General features: G+C 58.2%; 18 protein-coding genes. 11 read left to right on the top strand and 7 right to left on the bottom strand.

Annotated features, from left to right (window positions below; genetic code table 11):
• The first annotated feature begins 2 nt into the window (after window positions 1-2).
• The 7 genes from PH552_RS31375 (at window position 3) to PH552_RS31345 (ending at window position 8109) form a co-directional block, all read left to right on the top strand.
• Window positions 3-281, top strand: a complete 279-nt coding sequence (locus PH552_RS31375) for a sarcosine oxidase subunit delta (protein ID WP_112340200.1) — start codon at window positions 3-5, stop codon at window positions 279-281.
• Complete coding sequence (locus PH552_RS31370) at window positions 278-3208, top strand: sarcosine oxidase subunit alpha family protein (protein ID WP_112340201.1); 2931 nt, start codon at window positions 278-280, stop codon at window positions 3206-3208. The genes PH552_RS31375 and PH552_RS31370 overlap by 4 nt, the downstream gene beginning before the upstream one ends.
• Window positions 3201-3746, top strand: coding sequence for a sarcosine oxidase subunit gamma family protein (locus PH552_RS31365; RefSeq protein ID WP_112340202.1), 546 nt, complete (start codon window positions 3201-3203; stop codon window positions 3744-3746). The genes PH552_RS31370 and PH552_RS31365 overlap by 8 nt, the downstream gene beginning before the upstream one ends.
• A gap of 309 nt (window positions 3747-4055) precedes the next feature.
• Window positions 4056-5279 carry a plasmid partitioning protein RepA gene (gene repA, locus PH552_RS31360; RefSeq protein ID WP_112340203.1) on the top strand — a complete coding sequence of 408 codons (1224 nt, stop codon included), beginning with the start codon at window positions 4056-4058 and terminating at the stop codon, window positions 5277-5279.
• A complete protein-coding gene (gene repB, locus PH552_RS31355) occupies window positions 5276-6304 on the top strand; it encodes a plasmid partitioning protein RepB (protein WP_112340204.1) in 1029 nt (342 codons plus the stop codon). Before repA ends, repB begins: the two co-directional genes overlap by 4 nt.
• 198 nt (window positions 6305-6502) lie before the next feature.
• Window positions 6503-7726: a plasmid replication protein RepC gene (gene repC, locus PH552_RS31350; protein ID WP_112340205.1), complete on the top strand. Its 1224-nt coding sequence runs from the start codon at window positions 6503-6505 to the stop codon at window positions 7724-7726.
• A 194-nt stretch (window positions 7727-7920) separates the two neighbouring features.
• Window positions 7921-8109 carry a hypothetical protein gene (locus PH552_RS31345; protein WP_169646212.1) on the top strand — a complete coding sequence of 63 codons (189 nt, stop codon included), beginning with the start codon at window positions 7921-7923 and terminating at the stop codon, window positions 8107-8109.
• Window positions 8110-8392: 283 nt separating this feature from the next.
• On the opposite strand, the gene PH552_RS31340 is transcribed toward PH552_RS31345, so the two are convergent.
• Entirely contained in the window at window positions 8393-9616 is a 1224-nt protein-coding gene (locus tag PH552_RS31340) for an MFS transporter (protein ID WP_181592274.1), read from the bottom strand.
• 99 nt (window positions 9617-9715) lie between these two features.
• On the opposite strand from PH552_RS31340, the gene PH552_RS31335 reads away from it, so the two are divergent.
• The gene (locus PH552_RS31335; RefSeq protein WP_285166565.1) at window positions 9716-10696 is read left to right on the top strand and encodes an AraC family transcriptional regulator; all 981 of its coding nucleotides are present in this window, start codon (window positions 9716-9718) and stop codon (window positions 10694-10696) included.
• Window positions 10697-10738: 42 nt separating this feature from the next.
• Here PH552_RS31335 and PH552_RS31330 read toward each other — a convergent pair whose 3' ends face one another.
• On the bottom strand, window positions 10739-11353 hold the full coding sequence (locus tag PH552_RS31330) for a TetR/AcrR family transcriptional regulator (protein WP_112340208.1): 615 nt from the start codon (window positions 11351-11353) through the stop codon (window positions 10739-10741).
• Between the two features lie 101 nt (window positions 11354-11454).
• On the opposite strand from PH552_RS31330, the gene PH552_RS31325 reads away from it, so the two are divergent.
• Window positions 11455-12888 (top strand): MFS transporter, encoded by a 1434-nt coding sequence (locus PH552_RS31325; RefSeq protein ID WP_112340209.1) that lies wholly within the window; start codon window positions 11455-11457, stop codon window positions 12886-12888.
• Window positions 12889-13624: 736 nt separating this feature from the next.
• Here PH552_RS31325 and PH552_RS31320 read toward each other — a convergent pair.
• The 3 genes from PH552_RS31320 to PH552_RS31310 all read right to left on the bottom strand — a co-directional run bounded on the left by PH552_RS31320 (window position 13625) and on the right by PH552_RS31310 (window position 15695).
• On the bottom strand, window positions 13625-14116 hold the full coding sequence (locus PH552_RS31320; protein WP_112340210.1) for an HIT family protein: 492 nt from the start codon (window positions 14114-14116) through the stop codon (window positions 13625-13627).
• Between the two features lie 566 nt (window positions 14117-14682).
• Window positions 14683-14805, bottom strand: a complete 123-nt coding sequence (locus tag PH552_RS31315; RefSeq protein WP_281023928.1) for a hypothetical protein — start codon at window positions 14803-14805, stop codon at window positions 14683-14685.
• Window positions 14806-15221: 416 nt separating this feature from the next.
• On the bottom strand, window positions 15222-15695 hold the full coding sequence (locus PH552_RS31310) for a VOC family protein (protein ID WP_112340212.1): 474 nt from the start codon (window positions 15693-15695) through the stop codon (window positions 15222-15224).
• A gap of 823 nt (window positions 15696-16518) precedes the next feature.
• On the opposite strand from PH552_RS31310, the gene PH552_RS31305 reads away from it, so the two are divergent.
• Window positions 16519-16821 (top strand): DUF982 domain-containing protein, encoded by a 303-nt coding sequence (locus PH552_RS31305; RefSeq protein ID WP_112340213.1) that lies wholly within the window; start codon window positions 16519-16521, stop codon window positions 16819-16821.
• Between the two features lie 229 nt (window positions 16822-17050).
• Window positions 17051-17491, top strand: coding sequence for a DUF4168 domain-containing protein (locus PH552_RS31300; protein WP_112340214.1), 441 nt, complete (start codon window positions 17051-17053; stop codon window positions 17489-17491).
• 221 nt (window positions 17492-17712) lie between these two features.
• Here the strand turns inward: PH552_RS31300 and PH552_RS31295 are convergent, their stop codons facing one another.
• Together PH552_RS31295 and PH552_RS31290 are read right to left on the bottom strand one after the other, a co-directional pair.
• Window positions 17713-18069, bottom strand: a complete 357-nt coding sequence (locus PH552_RS31295; RefSeq protein ID WP_112340215.1) for an avidin/streptavidin family protein — start codon at window positions 18067-18069, stop codon at window positions 17713-17715.
• 751 nt (window positions 18070-18820) lie between these two features.
• Complete coding sequence (locus tag PH552_RS31290; RefSeq protein WP_112340217.1) at window positions 18821-19123, bottom strand: alkylphosphonate utilization protein; 303 nt, start codon at window positions 19121-19123, stop codon at window positions 18821-18823.
• Window positions 19124-19139 lie beyond the last annotated feature (16 nt).

Below are 19139 nucleotides of genomic sequence, written 5' to 3'. Positions count from 1 at the left end.
CGATGGCAAGCCTGATTTCCTGCCCTCACTGCGGCACACGTCCCAAGGAAGAATTCACCATCAAGGGCGATGCAAGCCTCCGCCGCCCTGCTCCAGATGCCGGTGCGGAAGACTGGTACGACTACGTCTATCTGCGCGACAACCCCAAGGGGCGGCACAATGAATATTGGCACCATTCCTCCGGCTGCCGCCGCTGGCTGATCGTCGAACGTGACACAGTTACCCACAAGGTTCATGGCGTCAGCGACGCGGCGCTTGCCAAGCTTGGAGGCGGCGCATGAGCAGCTATCGCCTCTCCTCCGGCGGCTTGATAGACCGCTCCAAAACCGTTGCCTTCCGTTTCGACGGCCGGAATTTGACGGGTCATCCCGGCGACACGCTCGCCTCCGCCCTGCTCGCCAACGGCATCCAGCTCGTTGGCCGCAGCTTCAAATATCACCGACCGCGTGGCATTCTGACGGCGGGTACCGCCGAACCCAATGCACTTGTCACGACCGGTATCGGCGGTCGCACGGAAGCCAACACCCGTGCCACGATGATCGAGCTTCATGACGGGCTGATCGCGCGCAGCCAGAACCGCTGGCCCTCGCTCGCCTTCGATGTCGGCGCTGTCAACCGCCTGCTGTCACCTTTCCTCAGCGCCGGCTTCTACTACAAGACCTTCATGTGGCCGGCCGCCTTCTGGGAGAAGGTCTATGAACCGCTGATCCGCAAGGCCGCCGGTCTCGGCAAGGCCTCTTATGAGGTCGATCCCGATTCCTATGAGAAAAGCTGGGCACATTGCGATCTGCTCGTGATCGGCGCCGGGCCTGCGGGCCTTGCTGCGGCGCTGACGGCGGGGCGCGCCGGCGCGCGCGTCATTCTCGCTGACGAAGGCTTTGCTCTCGGCGGCAGTTTGCTCTCAGAACGCAGCTCGTCCCTCAAGGATATGTTGGACGAACTCGACGGCCTGCCGAATGTGCAATGCCTGCCGCGCACGACGGTTATCGGCTGGTATGACGACAATGTCTTCGGCGCGGTCGAACGCGTGCAGAAGCATGTGGCGGCACCCGATCCACACCAGCCGGTCGAACGCCTTTGGCGTATCATCGCCAAGCAGGCGATCCTTGCGACCGGTGCCGAGGAGCGGCCGCTTGTCTTCGGCGGCAATGACATTCCAGGCGTGATGATATCAGGCGCCATGCGCAGCTATCTGAACCGGCAGGCCATCGCTCCCGGCAAAAGCACCGTGGTCTTCACGACAAACAGTTCCGGCTACCGCACCGCCGCCGACCTCGAGGCCGCAGGCGTCGGCGTGGCCGCCATCGTCGATACGCGCGCCGATGGCGAACATTGGAACGGCAGGGCGCGGGTGCTGACCGGCGCTTGCATCATCGATGCGGTGGGCACCAAGCGCGTCCGCCGGGTCAAGATTGCGAGCGGCTCGGGCATACAGGAGATCGATGCCGATGCCCTCGCCATGTCCGGCGGCTGGAGCCCGATCATCCATCTCGCCTGCCATCGCGGTGCCAAGCCGGTCTGGTCGGAAAAGCATGCGGCCTTCCTCGCGCCGGAAAGACAGGATGGCCTGCTGATTGCCGGCTCCGCGGCTGGCCTTGCCTCCACCGATAGCTGCCTTGGCGACGGAGCAATCAAAGCTGCCGAGGCACTGGAGGCAATCGGCTTCGGAGAGATCGCCCCCGCCTTTGCGTCAACGGAGGAGACATTGCCGGCTGCCAAGCCACTCTGGTTCGTCAACGGCGGCAAGGGCAAGGCTTTCGTCGACTATCAGAACGACGTGCACCTCAAGGATCTCGGCCTTGCCGTTCGCGAAGGCTATGGCGATGTCGAGCTTGCCAAGCGCTATACGACCAATGGCATGGCGACCGATCAGGGCAAGCTCTCCAATATCAATGCCATTGGCATCCTCGCCGAGGCCCGCGGTGTCTCCCCGGCCGAAGTCAGCACCACGACGTTTCGTCCCTTCTATACGCCGGTCTCTTTCGGGGCGCTGACGGGCGCCTCGCGCGGCAAGCACTTCCAACCCGCGCGCAAATCCCCTTTACACCAGTGGGCAAAGAAGAATGGCGCGATCTTCGTGGAGACCGGCCTTTGGTATCGCTCCTCCTGGTTTCCGCGCGAGGGTGAAAAAACCTGGCGCGAAAGTGTGGATCGCGAAGTGCTGAACATCCGCAGGAATGCCGGCATCTGCGATGTGTCGACGCTCGGCAAGATCGAGATCTTCGGCAGGGACGCGGCGACCTTCCTCGACCGCATCTACTGCAACGGCTTTGCCAAGCTGCCCGTCGGCAAGGCACGCTACGGCATCATGCTGCGCGAAGACGGCATGATCTATGACGACGGCACCACCAGCCGATTGAGCGACGATCATTTCTTCATGACTACGACGACGGCGCTTGCCGCTGGCGTGCTGACGCATCTGGAATTCTGCGCCCAGACGCTCTGGCCCGAGCTCGAGGTCTATTTTGCCTCCTCGACCGACCAATGGGCGCAGATGGCGGTAGCAGGCCCGAAATCGCGGGCGATCCTTTCCGAGATCGTCGACGAGGACATCTCCGATGCCGCCTTCCCCTTCATGAGCGCACGCACGGTTTCGCTATTCGGGGGCAAGCTCGAGGGCCGGCTTTTCCGCATATCCTTTTCCGGCGAGCTTGCCTACGAACTTGGGGTGCCGGCGGCCTTTGGCGAGTCCGTCGCCGATGCCATCATGCAGGCGGGCCAGAAACATGAGATCTGCCCCTATGGCGCCGAAGCACTCGGCGTCCTGCGCATCGAGAAAGGCCATGTCACCCATGCCGAGATCAACGGCACGGTGACGCCAGGCGATCTCGGCTTTGCCCGAATGGTCTCGACGACGAAGCCCGATTTCATCGGCAAGGCGATGCTTGCCCGCGAGGGGCTTCAGGCCGCCGATCGTCCGCGCCTCGTCGGCATCAAGCCGCTGGATGCGGCCACGAGTTTCCGCACCGGCGCTCATATCCTTGCGGATGGCGCGGCGGCGGCGCTCGAAAACGACCAGGGCTATGTCACGTCAAGCGCCTTTTCACCGACCCTCGGTCATACGATCGGGTTGGCCCTGGTCAAGAACGGACCGGAGCGCATCGGCGAGAAGATCACCGTCTGGAACGGCCTTAGAGATGAATACACGAACGCGGTGATCTGCAGCCCCGTCTTCGTCGACCCTCAGAACGAGAAGCTCCATGCCTGATTTGCCCATATATAGACCGGTTCTGGCCGGCAAGGCCACTGTGGGTGGCGACACCATCCGGCTGGAAGCCCTGCCCGAGAGGCACCTCCTGCATGTGATGGGCACGACGACGAGAGAGGAGATCGAGGCGCATCTTCTGGCGGCCGGCCTCAAGGAAAGCTCCGTGCGCCCGGCCGGGTACCGGCAATGGTTCATCACCGGCAATGATCGGCTTTCCGATATTCACCTGCGGGCATTGACCGGAGCGCTTGCGGGCCGCGCCTTCATCTGCGACCAGAGCCATGGCCGTATCCGTATCCGCGTCTCGGGCCTCAATGCCACTCGAGTGCTCAACAAAGGCACGGCGGTCGATCTGCATCCATCAGCCTTTCCTGTGGGAAGCACGGCGATGACGCTCTTTGGTCACATCTCCATCCAGCTCACGCGCACCGGTGCGGATGATTTCGAGCTGACGGTGCTGCGCAGTTTTGCGGAATCACTTCATGAAGAGCTCGAGGCACTGGCTCTTGCCCATGGCGCCAAGCGCCTTACAGCCTGAACGACATTGCCCGCCGAGGGCAGTGATTCGCTCCAGCCGTGCCGTCCGCACCGATATCGAGAGCGTTGCCAATTCAGTTATATCTCGCGTTTTGCTACCAAAAGTGTGAGTAAACGTATCGGGCAACTGTTACGATGCGACGAAATAAATATAATGGAATCAAATAGCTAAATATCTTCAGCCTGACATGATTTCGTCATACGCTGATCAGCCATTACGCCTTAATCTCTGGACGGTCTGACAGAATCGTGTTCTACCTTTTGTCGGGCATAGGTCGGCAAACCGGCATTGAGCCGCCAAGAGGGACAAATGGCGATAGCAGAGCGCATGGAGACAATAGCTCCTTCCAAGGAAGATGCAGGCGGCAAAATTGCGCGCCATGCAAACCTGCTGTCGGGCCAGTTGCAGCAGCTCAGAACCCGGATGTATCCGCCGAAGTCCGAAAAAATACTCCGGCAGTTCCTGACCAATGAAGTGTCCAAGCTGACATCGATCCCGGATTCGACCCTGAAACTGATGTCGAGCGAGGGACGGGGGCCTTCGCCGAGCCGGTTGGAGAACAACCATCGGGTCTACACACTCGCACAGATCAATGAATTGCGTGAATTGTTTGCAAAGCAGAAGCCGTCCGATGCCCTGCGGTTCCTGCCGCGCCGCCGCCCGGGCGAACATCTTCAAGTGTTGGCGATCGCCAATTTCAAGGGCGGCAGCGCCAAGACGACCACCAGCGTTCATCTCGCGCATTATCTTGCGCTTCACGGCTATCGCGTCCTTGCGCTCGACCTCGATCCGCAAGCGTCGCTTTCGGCCATGTTCGGAGCGCAGCCGGAAGTCGATGTCGGTGCAAACGAAACCATCTATGCAGCCTTGAGATATGACCAGTCCGAAAGACGGTCGATCCGCGAGATCATCCGCAAGACCTATTTCGATGGCATCGACCTCATTCCGGGCAATCTGGAGGTCATGGAATATGAACATGAGACCCCTCGTGTTCTGGCGCAGAAATCGGGTGCCGGCGCCATCTTTTTCGAGCGGCTCAAGCTTGCGCTTGCCGAAGTCGAAGCAGATTACGATATCGTCATCCTGGATACGCCTCCTTCGCTCGGCTTCCTGACGCTGAGCGCGATCTACGCGGCGACAAGCATGATCATCACCGTGCATCCGGCCATGCTGGATGTCGCGTCGATGAGCCAATTCCTGCTGATGATGGGCGATCTGATCAACGTGCTCAATGAAAGCGGCGCCCAGCTCGACCAGGACTTCATTCGCTATCTGGTCACGCGCCACGATCCAAACGACGCGCCGCAGTCGCAGGTGGTTGCAATGCTGCGCCATCTGTTCGGTTCCGATGTCCTGTTGCCGACGGCGATCGAAAGCACTGCCGTCGAGGCTGCCGGTCTTGCCAAACGCTCCGTTTACGAACTCGAGATGGGCCAGATCGGTCGCGATACGCAGAAGCGCGCGCGGGAAGCCGTGGATGCGGTCAACGAGGCGATCGTTCAACTCATCAACGCAAGTTGGGGGCGTGGATGAGCAAGAGCCCAAGGAAATCGATCGTCGCAAGTTTCGGTCTTCTTTCTGCCGAGTTGGAAGGTAGCGACGCTGCTATTGAACAGCCTTCGCCTGCCCCTGCCCCCGCAGCACAGCCCGGTCGTGTCGGCGCAGGCGTCATCGGGGCCGCGCATCGTGCCATTGGCGACATTCGCGCGGAACGTGACCGGTTGCGGGCCATCGTCGAATCCGGTGAAGGCTGGATCCAGGATCTGGATCCTCACATCATCGATCCATCCCCCTATCCGGATCGTCTGCCGGACGACAATCCGCATGATTTCGAGACATTCAAGCGCTCGATCGAGGAGGAAGGCCAGAAGGTTCCGATCCAGGTCCGGAGACATCCGTCTTCGGCCGACCGATATCAGGTGGTCTATGGTCATCGCAGATGGCGAGCTGCTCTAGAGCTCGGCCGTAGCGTCCGGGCCATAGAAGTCGAGATTTCGGATCTCGATCTCGTTCTCGCGCAGGGCATCGAGAATGCCAACAGGCAGGATCTGACATGGATCGAGCGCGCGTTGTTCGCCTCGCGCATGGACGATGCCGGCATCAAGGCGCGGCACATCTATGCGGCACTCTCGATCGAGGATGCCGAGCTGGCGCGGATGCGCAGCGTCTATCGGGCAATTCCGGCCGATGTGATCGAAGCGATCGGCAGAGCGCCGAAAGTCGGCCGTCCACGTTGGCTGGAACTGGTCAAGGCCGTTTCCGCACAGCCGGATGCGCTGCAGGTGGTTCGCGCCGCCCTGTCCGATGCAAATGAGACAAAGGAAACCTCGGACGAAAGATTCCAGCTGGCGTTGAATGCGATCAAGCCCCGCGCCGGTTCTCGCAACACCCAGGTGCCGATTTCCGATGCGTCGGGAACGAGGCTGGGAGCGTGCGTGATATCGCCGCGTGAGATGCGGATCTCCGGCGAGGGTAAGCTGGGAACAGAATTCATAAAGTTTATCGAGGAGGAGTTGCCCGACCTGGTCGAGCGCTTCACTCGCCGGAAAAAGTCGTAACCCCTGACACCTGTCAGGGTTTTTTCAGATCGGAAAGGAAGTCTAGCAAAAGAAAAAAGGCCCCCAAACGTTGCCGTCGTGGAAGCCTTCTCTTCAATGTAGCAACTGAAGAATCGCATTTCCACGAATCCCAGTCAAGAGTTTTTGGCACCGTTTTTTTGGTGAGCGGATTTCTTTTGCCTTACGAGGGTGAGGGAAATGCAGAATGGAAGTGTAACGACGCCCTTTGGGCGGCGGCCGATGTCGCTTGCCCTGGTGCTGCGGCAGGTCGCTACGGCTGAAATCGCGCCTGGCAAGACGGCTGACAAGTGGAAGGTCTTTCGGGATGCGTCCGAGGCCAGAGAGCTGCTGGGATTGCAGGATCGTAGCCTGGCGGTGCTCGATGCATTGCTGAGTTTTTATCCCGATAACGAGCTGCGCCAGGATGCGCAGCTTATCGTCTTCCCTTCCAATGCGCAGCTGACCTTGCGCGCCCACGGCATTGCCGGGGCTACGCTTCGCAGGCATCTCGCGCTTCTCGTCGAGGCTGGACTGATCGTTCGCAAGGACAGCGCCAATGGCAAGCGCTATGCCAGGAAGGACAGGACGGGTGAAATCGAGAACGCTTTCGGCTTCGACATCTCGCCGCTTCTGCTGCGGGCAGAGGAACTTGCAGGCATGGCGCAGAAGGTGGCAGCAGATCGCCTCGCATTCCGACGTGCCAAGGAAAGCCTGACGATCTGCCGGCGCGATGTGCGAAAGCTCATTACGGCCGCGATCGAGGAAGGTGTCGCGGGCAACTGGGCAATGATCGAAGATGTTTATACCCGCCTCGTCGGGCACATTCCGCGCTCTCCCACGATGTCAGAGGTTGCCGGCATCCTCGAAGAGATGGAGCTTCTGCGAAACGAGATCGTCAACCTTCTGGAAAACCAGCAAAAAGCTACAAAAAATAGCACCAATGATGCTCATATTGAGCGTCACATACAGAGTTCGAATCCCGAATCCATTTATGAACTTGAACCAAGCTCTCGAAAAGAGCTGGGAGCGATGCCCGAGAGGAAAAGCCGGCTGCACAGCGAGACGATGCGAACGTTCCCATTGGGTTTGGTGCTGAAAGCTTGCCCGGAAATTACTGCCTACGGGCCGAATGGGGCCATCGGCAATTGGCGGGAGCTGATGTCTGCCGCAGTCGTGGTTCGATCGATGCTGGGCGTCAGCCCTTCGGCCTATCAGGAAGCCTGCGAAACGATGGGAGCTGAGAATGCCGCAACAACGGTCGCCTGCATTCTTGAGCGGTCGGGACACATCAATTCCGCCGGTGCCTACCTGCGGGACCTCACGATGAAGGCGAAGCGCGGCGAGTTCTCTGTCGGGCCGGCAATTATCGCTTTGCTCAGAGCAAACGGCCATGGCGACTATGTGACGGGAAAAGCCTCATGAACTCATCGCTTCTGGATATGCTCTGTTTGCTGCGGGCCAGGACGGGGTTGGCGCGACGACAGATTGACCGCTTGTCTTTCCCACAAACAATAGGGCCACAGCCGGAGTATTGAGCTGTGGCCGAGGGATGCGATCGAAGATGTTCGATCACAAATGCGGACTTAACGGCAGACGCGTTCCTTGCGAATAACCCAATGACCATGAACCTTGTGCTTCACGGTCTTGACGAAGCAGTCACGATGATGATGGCGGTGGAACGGAGCCGCCTGGGACGGAGCACTAACGGCAACGACGGATGCCAGGGCTATGGCGGAAGCAAGAAGCAGGTTTTTCATATCGGTCCTCGTAAGCATTGGGGGTTGATGCTGCGCGATAACGCCTGACTTTGATGCCCCAATTCGCCTTAACTGAAAATGAATAGCATGCTTACAAATTTGTAATGCTCCGGTGATGCCCATGGGAAGGGAGCGCCGGATTGAGAGTCGATACGAGCGAAGATCGCATATCTCTGCCTTTTGCGAGAGGGATGACATTGTTCCCTCCCCTTCTCTTTCGTGATCTTGCCAGTTGATTTTCCGCTGGGCAACCGAGGGTGTTTACGATCGCTGCCTGTCCGCGGCCCGAAAGTCGCCATCGATTATCGAGGCAGACCTGCGGTCTCGCTCGTCAGCTTTGAACAAGGGAGGTCTGCTTGCCGCCCCGCGCTGCCATCAACACAGTTCCCGCAAGGCATGCGGCTCCAAGGAACGACATGACACCAAGCGGTCCCTGCAAGTCGATCAGTATGCCGCCCAGGACCGCGCCGCTGGAAATAGCGACCTGGAAAGCAGTTAGGAGCAATGCTCCTGCGCTTTCAGCTTCGTCCGGCGCGGCACGCGTGATGTAGCTCTGGATGGAGACGGGAAATGCGCCGAAGGCGAAACCCCAAATGGCGACTCCGACAATCGCGGCGAGCTCGGACGCACCCACGGTCACGAAGATAGCGGCGGCAACGGCGATCAGGCTCGACGAGAAGACGGTGCCAATAGCAGAGCTGCGCTCCGCAATCATGCCACCGACAATATTGCCGAAGAAACCACTGACGCCGTAAGCGAGAAGCACCAGCGACACCATCTCGACGTTGAGGTGGGCGATACCTTCCAGATAGGGGCGGATATAAGTGAAGCCGGCAAAATGGCCTGCAACGACGAGAAGTGTCGTGATCAGACCCACCCGGATCTTGGGCCGCGTCAGAACGGCGCCGAGCGTCGACAAGCCTGCGTGACCTGCCGGTGGTAACGATGGCACGGTGATAGCCTGGGCAATCAATGCAAGCACGCCGACAGCTCCTGCGAGGACGAAGGACGCTCTCCATCCAAGGGTTGATCCCACATAGGAGCCGATCGGTGCCGCCGTGACGGTGGCGAGGGAGACGCCGGTAAAGATCATCGCCATTGCTCGGGGGAGATGTTCGATTGGGACCAGCCGCATTGCAAGCGCACCGGCCATTGCCCAGAAGCCGCCAAGCCCGACTCCAAGCAGAACTCGCGATAGGAGAAGCAAAATCAAATTGTTGGCGGTTGCTGCCAGGACGCAGGAAAGGATCAGAAGAGCAGTAAGGCTAAAGAGCACACGGCGGCGGTCGAAACTTCGGGTGGCTATGACGATACCCGGGCCTGCAAATGCGGCGACGACAGCCGTTGCAGTCACCGTTTGGCCGGTCTCCCCGGCAGAGAGACCTAGATCGGAAGATATTGGAGTGAGCAGGCTGGCCGGCAGAAATTCCGCCGTAACGAGACCGAAGACGCCGAGCGCCAGGGCGACGACGGCATCCCATCTTGGTCTTTGGGATGTCTCTGCCGTCGGCTGGTTGTGAAGGGACGGTTTGGGCTTGAAATCGCTCTCTGCCATGGGGTGCAGTCCTATTTTAAGATATCTTGGCGTGCTGTCGATGCCATCTGGCAAAAGGTAGTCGTGACAGTCTGTACTTTCCATGCTAGGAAATCCGAGATGCTTGACTATTCGTCCAAAGACAGTATTGGCGAGACTCATGATGCTCTGAGCGAGATGCTGAGAGGCTTGCGGCTCGACGGCGTTGAATATGGGCGCTGCCGGCTTTCGGAGCCATGGGCGACCTATTTTGCGCCGCAGCTGTCGGCGAGATTGCATTTCATTTCGTCCGGTTCCGCATGGCTTCAGGCGCCGTCAGGCGATTGGCTCCAGTTGGGACCCGGCGATGCTGCACTTCTGCCGCGTGGCAATGCGCATATGATTGCAAGCGAACCAGGCATTCCGCCGGTGCCTTTCGAGCAATTTGACCGCAAGGAAGTCTGCCAGGACGTCTTCGATCTCCAGTGCCCCGATGCCTGTGGGGGAACGGTGGCTTTGACCGCGGCGATGCGCTTCAATATCGACAATCTTCATCCGTTGCTGCGGTTGATGCCTGACACGATGCTCACCAGCGATCTGGCGAAGAACGAGCCGGCGATCCCGCATTTGCTCGATGCCATGACGCGTGAAGTGCAAATGGATCGGGTCGGCGCGGGAGGGATACTGGCCAGGCTCGCGGATGTGTTGACCGCGACGCTGATCAGGACGTGGGTCGAACATGGCTGCGGCGATACAACCGGCTGGATTGCCGCGGTGCGCAACCCCGAAATCGGCCGCGTACTGGCTGCGATTCACCTCGAACCGGATCGTGACTGGAGCTTGGCAGCACTTGCGAACCTGATGGGCATCTCTCGGTCGGGTTTCGCCGAGCGCTTCCTGAAAGTCGTGGGTGAAACGCCGGCGCGCTACGTGGCCAGGGTGCGCATGTACCAAGCTCTTCAATGGCTGCGCAATGGAATGCGTGTGTCCGTGGTCGCGCAGAGGTTGGGCTACGACGCAGAGGCATCGTTCAGCCGTGCCTTCAAGCGTATTATCGGTGCTCCACCGAGCCAGTTCCGCAAGGGCAGCGAGGCTGACATGAATTCGCTCCCCGTTGATTGAAGTTCTCACTGTCGAGAATGTGGCACGCCGGCGGCAATCGTTTCAGACATTGTCAGCCTTCACGGATATGGCGCTCTTCAACGGCATCAGCGCGTGAGACAATGTAGACAGCAGGACGTCTCTTGGCACCCCGTCGGCCGCTTGCACCGATAAGCCGTGGAGAAAGGCGGCGTAGAATTCCGCCAGGGCGCGCGGGTCCGCGTCGGGTTTCAGCTCGCCGTTCTCCGACGCCTTCTTCAGACGCTCATGTAGGGATGCAGCGCGGTCCCGGCGGTATGTGCCGAGCCGTCTTCGAACGGCCTGGTTATGGATCGTATAGTTGGTGGCCGCCATCACGATCATGCAGCCATGCGGCTGATTTGGACGGGTGTAGAGCGAGACCGCATCGCGCAGAAGCCGCTTGAAGGCATCGAAGACATTCGGCTCCTCGGCCAAGGCACGCGTGGCGAATCCACCCTCCCCGGAGGCGTACAGCGTAACTGCTTCTTGGAACAGGGCCTCTTTCGATTCGAAAGCAGCGTAGATGCGTGCCGAAGCGATGCCCATGGCATCGACGAGGTCGGACATCGAGACGCCTTCGTAACCTCGCTCCCAGAAGAGGTCACGGGCTTTGGCCAGCGCCTCATCACGATCGAATTCCCGCGGTCTTCCTGCCATACCGAGCCTCAATCTTTGTCGTTCAACAAATAATCATCTTGACTCGGCTATGCAAGCCTCACATTATTTGTTGATCGACAAAGAATCGACGGAGAGGATAAATGGATCACATTGCAGAAAGACCATCAGTCGGAACCGGCGCGGCGAATTTCAACCGGGCGGCTGCGCTCGCGCTCCTCGCATTCGCACAGTTGATCATCTCGCTCGATATCAACATCGTCTTCGTGGCCCTGCCGAAAATCGGCGAGGGCCTCAGCTTCTCAGGTCAGACGCTGCAGTGGGTCGTCAGTGCCTACACGGTCTTTTGCGGCGGCTTTCTGCTATTCGGCGGGCGTGCGGCGGATCTTATCGGCCAACGGCGATTGTTCATCACGGCCCTCGGGCTCTATGCGGCGTCCTCGTTGGTGGGGGGATTGGCCTGGGAGCCTGCAGTCATCATCGCAGCGCGAGCCGTCCAGGGGATCGGCGGCGCTTTTCTCTTTCCTGCCACGCTCTCCCTCGTCAACCGGCTGTTTTCAGAGGGAGCGGCGCGCAACCGGGCTCTGGCAGTCTGGGGAGGGGCCGGTGCCAGCGGTCTTACGATCGGATCGCTTGCCGGCGGTTTTCTAACGAGCGCTTTTGGCTGGCCGTCGGTGTTTTTCGTCAATGTCTTCCTCGCCTTGATTGCAATCGTCGCAGCCTTCTTCGTTATCCCGCGAGATCCTCACGTGTCTCATGGCCGCTCCTTCGACTTGCCGGGAGCGCTGACGGTTACCGGAGGCGCCACGCTGCTGGTATTTGCGCTCGTGCAGGGACCGGTGTTCGGGTGGAATGCCGCACCGATTCTCTGCACTTTCGCTCTTTCGGCGCTTCTGCTGCTGGCATTCATGATCATCGAATCGCAAAGTCGCGATCCATTGATGCCTCTCAGGCTGTTTGGCAATCGTATGCTTGTGACGAGCATGGCTATCACCTTCCTCTACATGGGTACGTTTGGAGCCCTGCCTTATTTTCTGACAGTGCTGTTTCAGGATATTCACCATTTCACAGCCTCGGAGACGGGCCTTGCCTTTCTGGTTCCCTCGCTTGCGATTGCCGCCGGTACTCAAATCGGCGAGCGTTATGCCTCACGCATTTCGGCGCGATCGACATTGATCGCGGGAATGCTGGTGGGGGCGGCGGGCACGGCTATCATGATTGCCGGGGCATGGCCTGAGAGCAGCTACACAGCCATCGTTCCCGGTCTGCTCGTTTCGGGAATTGGTCAGGGCGTCGTGTGGACGGCAATGTGGATTATTGCGGGTTCCGGAGTGCCGGATCGCGAACAGGGTGTCGCATCAGGGATGGCGTCAACCACGATGAACATAGGAAACGCCGTTGGCCTTGCCGTCCTCGTTGGTTTTGCCAATGCGCATGCCGGTCTCGCAGATGGCGAGGTATCGTCCGGCGATCTGGCGAGCGGTGTTCGTCTCGCGTTCTGGCTCTGCGCGACGGGCGGCGTCATTGCGACGGTTATTGCCGTGGCGGCGTTGTTCCGGCCGCGGCGATCGCGATAAAGCCCTACAAGAAACTGCCACATCCAGGCGCGACGGAAAGAACGTGCACTTTGTCGCGCCCCCAATAGTTGGTTTGCCCAGGCAAGCCGATACGTTCTTTGTGCAAGAACGCAAATATGCCTTTTATAGCGGAAAAAAGCAGATACCTTTGGGAGGCATATTTGTCGAAGCAGGTCAGATCACGTCAAGGCTGACATCATGCTAGGACGACTTTTCAGCTTAGAAAGTCCATATCACTTCTAGTCCCGAACGCGTATATAGCTAACGGAAGAAAGTGTTTTCTTCTGTTCCATATACAAAGAAATGTCTAGCAAAAACATTATGTTATATGGATGCGAAATTCGCTACCATATGGGTAAATTGTGAGTAAATATGGTGGTCGAAGTGCGTTCCGCCGCACCTTGCTGAAGTGCCAGCCTAGATCTTAGCCATCAGTGAGTGAGCTACAGGGCTTTTCGACATTTCTGTTGCATCCGCGGTATTGAAACCTTTGTTTCTAGTTCTTTTGTCGTGAGAACCGGGAGGGGCCGTGCTGATATCGGCCCACGGCGGTTACGGAAAGGTCCGGCGTCGAGACTTCGGCCGGCTCGGCAGTCTGGGGCCATCCGCCCATGACTCAATGCTCCAACCCTTGCACCGAGCTTTGCTGTCTCAACATCAACCGTCGTTCGAACTCTCAAATTCAGAGGGCGCGATATCTATTCGAGATCAGTCGATCAAAATTGGCGGCCGGGGTTCACAACGAAGGGCTGGAATTCATCGACTTGCGCAGAAGCCGGATAGCCTCGGCGACAGTCCGTCCTGTGGCGGGCGGCGGGTCGGCGCGTTCGCAGAATTCACGCCATACATAGAGGGTTAGCTCCGCGCCATCCGTTTCCGAGTTCCCCTGCCCTTCTGTAAGACTTTCCAGCACCCGATAGCGGGGATCTTGCCAGAAGAGCTCCTCGACCCAATCGTAGATCGGGATCACATGGAAGTGGATCGTATAGTCGGGAATGTGCCCATAGCGGCTTATATAGACACGTCGCGCACTCAGCCGCTGTCTCAGGTTGGTCTGTACTCGTGCCAGCAAGGGGCCGAGCTCCTGCAAGGTGCCCGCGGACAATTCCGATAAATCGGTGGCAAAGTTTTTAGAGCTGATAATAAGATAGCCGGGGAGAGCCGAATCTGCGCGATGAGTGACAAGCCATCCGTCAGTTTCGGCTATAAAATGTGGATCGAGCTTCAAACAGCCTCCCCTTTCGCCTGTCCAACCACAGCGGTTTTGTACGGCGCTTCACTTTCGCCGGATCGATGGCTGGCATGGAGCAAGCTTGAGTATCGAACCGCATGAGGTGAGCGACATAGGCTTGGACTATTCACGTCGAGAAGCGAAATGGCAAGCGCTGACGCTCCACGTCTTTCGGGCCGCCGCTGACCGTTCATGTCCTTCATCAAAACCCTGACAGCTGTCAGGGTTTTGGCTGTAGGATCAATATTTCAATAGGAGGAACGAGGCTCGTCTCCGAACGGTTCACGGCAGGTGTGAACTTTCGCCTCGGCTTTTCGCCCGATATGCAATGGATGAAAACCCTGACAGCTGCCAGGGTTTTCATGAGCAAGCTTGTTATCTCCCAGCCGAGCAGGCGTGAGTTTCCGGCGGCGCCTAATGCCTCTATGAGGCTCTCCAGCCGAGAAGACATCGCGCAAAATGACGGCGAGGGGAATATCGCGTGGGGAGCAAGCCTCAGCATCCGGAACGTCGCTGGGCAAGGCGAAAGTGAAGCTTGGCCCAGCATCTGCTCGTTGAACCTGTCAAACTTCGCCATCGAACATCATCGACGATCCGGCTTGTGCAATGGGATGGCCGGTGATCTGGCTGAACACGCCGTACCGGTCGCCATTCGAAAGGATGACACCGACATAATTGGAAGGCATCGGTAGAAAGCGTTTTTGAGGAGCGGGCGTTCCGCTCCGATAGCGCGATAAATGGCGAGGCGATCGAGCTTCAGTGCGGCGCAATTACCAAGAAAACGCATCCTTAGGGGCTGACACGGGCCGAAGAGTTGTCTCCCCTCCCGGCTCTCGCGACACATATGCTTCAGGCCACGCCCGACGCTTCATCCAAGTGGTGCTGCCGGCGATGCCGATTTCGCCCGTGTCCCAGGTGATGTGGTGCCGCTCAGCAGATATGGATCGCGCACGGAAGGCCGCGCCTTTCTCCTGCGCGGCTGCGCCACTGGCTGGGGCGGCAGATGCAGCCCTCGTCAGTATATCCGGCTGGTTTGCCGGGCCGTCGGCCCCGTGCGGCCGAGTCCGAACGCCGGTCGGTGTTCGCGTGCCGTCGAACGGGCTCAGCCGCGTCTGGCAGCCTCGATCGCAGCGACGTCGATCTTGCGCATGGTCATCATCGCATCGAAGGCGCGTTTTGCCTCATCGCCGCCAACTGCGAGTGCTTCCATCAGGATGCGCGGTGTGATCTGCCAGGAAACACCCCATCTATCCTTGCACCAGCCACACTCGCTTTCCTGGCCGCCATTGTTAACAATGGCGTTCCAGTAGCGATCCGTCTCTTCCTGATCTTCGGTGGCGATCTGAAAGGAGAAGGCTTCATTATGTTTGAATACGGGACCACCGTTCAGCCCAACGCAGGGAATGCCCGCTACCGTAAACTCAACGACCAGCACATCGCCTTGCTTGCCTTCCGGATAGTCGCCGGGAGCTCGGATGACGGCGCCCATCGCACTATCTGGAAAGGTTTCGACATAGAAGCGGGCAGCGGCTTCGGCGTCCTTGTCGTACCACAGGCAGATCGTGTTCTTTGCCATTGCAAGTTTCCTTCCCGGTTGTTGTGATTTTCGATGGGAAATAGGCGACAGGTTGTCTTTCTCCAGTCCTGGGAGAGCTATTTTGCGCTTGATGCCAGTCAAACAGCCTTTAAATTGTTCGGCATGATCACTTCGGACCGATTGCGGAAAGGCGAGGCGGTGCTGTCCGCGACAATAGCCTCGGCATACTCACCCTTAATCTATCTATTGGATCTGCGGTACCGCCAGCTTGCGCGACCGCGAGGTCGGCGCTTCAGCATATCATGAATATTTCGAAGAAATGACTAACGGAAGTATTTGCGCTTTTAAGTTCAATATAGTGAAAGAGCCATGCTTATCCATACGGTTAACAAGGTCTGAAAAGCAGGCGGAGGTGTAACTGGCGCAAAATTGCCTGGCAATTCGGAACCGCCGGAGGCTCAAGCGGCTCTCAATTGCGATGGACCGACAAAGCTGTTTATCTAACGAGAAATTGCAAATGGCTGAACCGCAAAAGGCTGCGTTTGAGATGGCCCCTTATCTGCTATTATTTTTCATTTTCGTCACATGCGGCCTGGTCAATATGACGCGCCCTCGAAACTCTGTTAGACCGGTAAGTGACCGAGACATCGAAACGCTTACAAAGCGGCTTTCAAAATTGAATCCAAGGAGACGGTAGAGCGACGAAAGCTCATAGGCCTCCTTCTGGTGATTGCACTGCTAACCGACACACTCCTCATTGCGTGGATAGTTCGTTTCGCCTGATAGGTGGCCGCTGACTGCCGTATCTCTCCCCGCAGGAACAAAGACACCATCGATTCCGTTTCAGCACCAGAGGTCGATTATGGTGATGTATGGAATATGGCAGAGACCTGTAAATATCCTGCTGCAGTGCGTCGGCGAGTTGCGGGCGATCAACAGCAGTTCGGAAGCACTCGACTGTCTGTTGGCGGATTGGCCCGTCGAGGAGGATCAGGCCTATCAGGACGCGTTGATCATCTGTCGCGCCTCTGTCGAGGGTAATTCCAATCCGGAGATCGCGCGGGATGCCTTTATCGTGGCGGCATACGAAGCTCACATCTATATGAAGCTCGGATATATCGACCGCGATTTTATCGCTATCAAACCATCGAAACCGGTATTTTGAGAATTGTGCGCATCCGCTGTGCTCCGATATTCTCAAATCGCGAAGCCACAACGCCGCCGTTCCGGGTCGGCAGATCGCCCTACTATTGCCCCATAGAAAACGTTTGGCGGCCACATTGTCGCCGGATCGGTCCTCAACCCTAACCAGCGGCTAAATCACTGCGATATGCCGCCTTTCGCTCTACGCCACTTAAAGAGGTGTTCCCCCGCACTATCGAAGAGGAATCAAGATGATCACTCGTTATATCTCTGCCGCATCGGCAACTGCCACGGTCTTGGGCTTGCTATTTGTCACCAATCCCGCATTTGCGCAGCAGGCGACACAAGAGAACCAGCCCACCCAAGCACAACCCAATAGCAGCGGGACAGCTGCCACCGTCAGCGATCAAAAGATCGAGGCTTTTGCAGTCGCGTATCTGCAGGTGGACAAGATCAGGCAGGAATACTCGGCCAAGATCGGAGCAACGTCGGACGCGACCGCGAAGCAGCAGCTGCAGACCGAGGCAAGCAAACAGATGGTACAGGCCGTCCAGACCTCTCCGGGCATGTCGGTAGACGAGTACAACGCGATTCTCACGGCAGCACAGAAGGATCCGGCGCTCGTTAAGAGAGTTCAGGACAAGATTCAGAAATCCGAGCCTGGGCAGCAGCCCGCACCCGCACAGCAGTAGGCGACGTCACAATCGACAGCCAAATTGATCCCCGCCACGACCGTGCCAAGTACCGCAATCTTGGCACGGCGTGGATCAGCGTTTTTTCCTCATGAAGGCGCACGCGTGCCCCGGCGGAACGACGGAATGGCGTCGATCCTCGATTCTGTCTCAAGAGGCGTCAACCGGTATAGTCGGTTGAGGGGATCACGCATACCAGCATCTTTTGACGCCCCGGGGCGTCAGGTGCGCCGTTCGAATGTATCGACATTCGTCTGCACCGAATGAGCCCACCCAAGCTTCTCAGCCTGACCCGACTTTCCGACCTTCGCGCTGGTTACGACGTGCCACACTGTTTGGAGCTTGTCCTCTCGCAACATTCCAGTGAATGAGCAGATTGACGTCGGACCGTCTCCCGCCACACCAAAGGCGAAATTAATGCAATCATCGAACCAAACACCCGTTGCCTGCAGTTCATGGCCAAAGAAAGCACTATCCTGCAGAGCAGTCTTGAACGTGCCTTTGATCAGCCCATCCCGATCCTCGATGATCGTCAGCGTAGAGTCATATTGATTGCGCCAAGTGCCAGTCCAGGTCATTTCGAAAATCTCCTCATCTTGTAGATAAGGAAACTGGTCTCACGCGCGGGTGTTCCGCTCCGAACTCGTAGCCAGGGAAATCTTTCGCATAATCTTCATAAAGGCGCCGTCGATGTTTGGCGCAAGACCGAATGTCCGTCTTCGTGGCCGGAGTTTGCTCGCCCTACACCGGTCTTGCGAGGGTTGCCCGGGTAGGCCGAGCCGATCCTCCTCACAGGAGGACGAGCTGTGGTAGATCATAAAGACGCTTTTGTCGGAATCGCGTCGCCAAGCTGAAGAATGCGATTGCGACTTCAGCGGACGCTTACGGTCCGCTGGTTTAGTTACTTCTTCTTCTCTTGATCGCGATGCCATTTGACGGCGAAGAACATGCCCGTGCCTAACACGAGAAGCTTGAGCGGAAAGAAGACTATAGGGAACCAATCCCACATTTCGGATATTTCCAGGCTATTACTTGACACTCTATCGTGAGGGAGCACTACCCCAAAACTGCTGCATACGACATCAGTCATCTTGACGCAGATGGGATACCCACGGCGTCCGAAACGGGCCAATGTTCCTCGGGGTCAATGTGCTGGAAAAAACAGCGCTCACTGTTTGGCTGCGACGCTGCGCTGGTGACATCAGCAGACGTAGGGCTGCGCGCCGCAGCCGCGCCGAGACGCTGCGCGGCTGCCTTTGGATCGGTAAGGGTGGAGATCAAATCGCATTCGCGCGTGAGGCGAGGGGGGCGGAACCCCGATCCCGCCGTTCAGCGCTTGCGGACGAATTCGGTGCGCAGCACCAGCCCCTTGATCGTGTCATGCCGGCAGTCGATCTCCTCGGGATTGTCGGTGAGCCGGATCGACCTGATGACGGTTCCCTGCTTGAGCGTTTGCCCGGCGCCCTTCACCTTGAGGTCCTTTACCAGGACAACGGAGTCTCCGTCCGCCAGAACATTGCCTGATGCGTCGCGGACCTCCGCGGCTTTTGCGGCCTCCGCCGCAATCTCCGAAGCAGGCCGCCATTCGCCGCTCACCTCGTCATATATGTAATCGTCGTTCTGGTCGCCCATGTCTGTCCTGCCGTGT

Origin of the sequence: Rhizobium aureum (assembly GCF_030182495.1) — a bacterium.
Taxonomy (GTDB): Bacteria; Pseudomonadota; Alphaproteobacteria; order Rhizobiales; family Rhizobiaceae; genus Rhizobium; species Rhizobium tropici_C.
The sequence above is the reverse complement of the archived record's forward strand: the minus strand, read 5'-3'. Positions and strand labels throughout refer to the sequence as shown.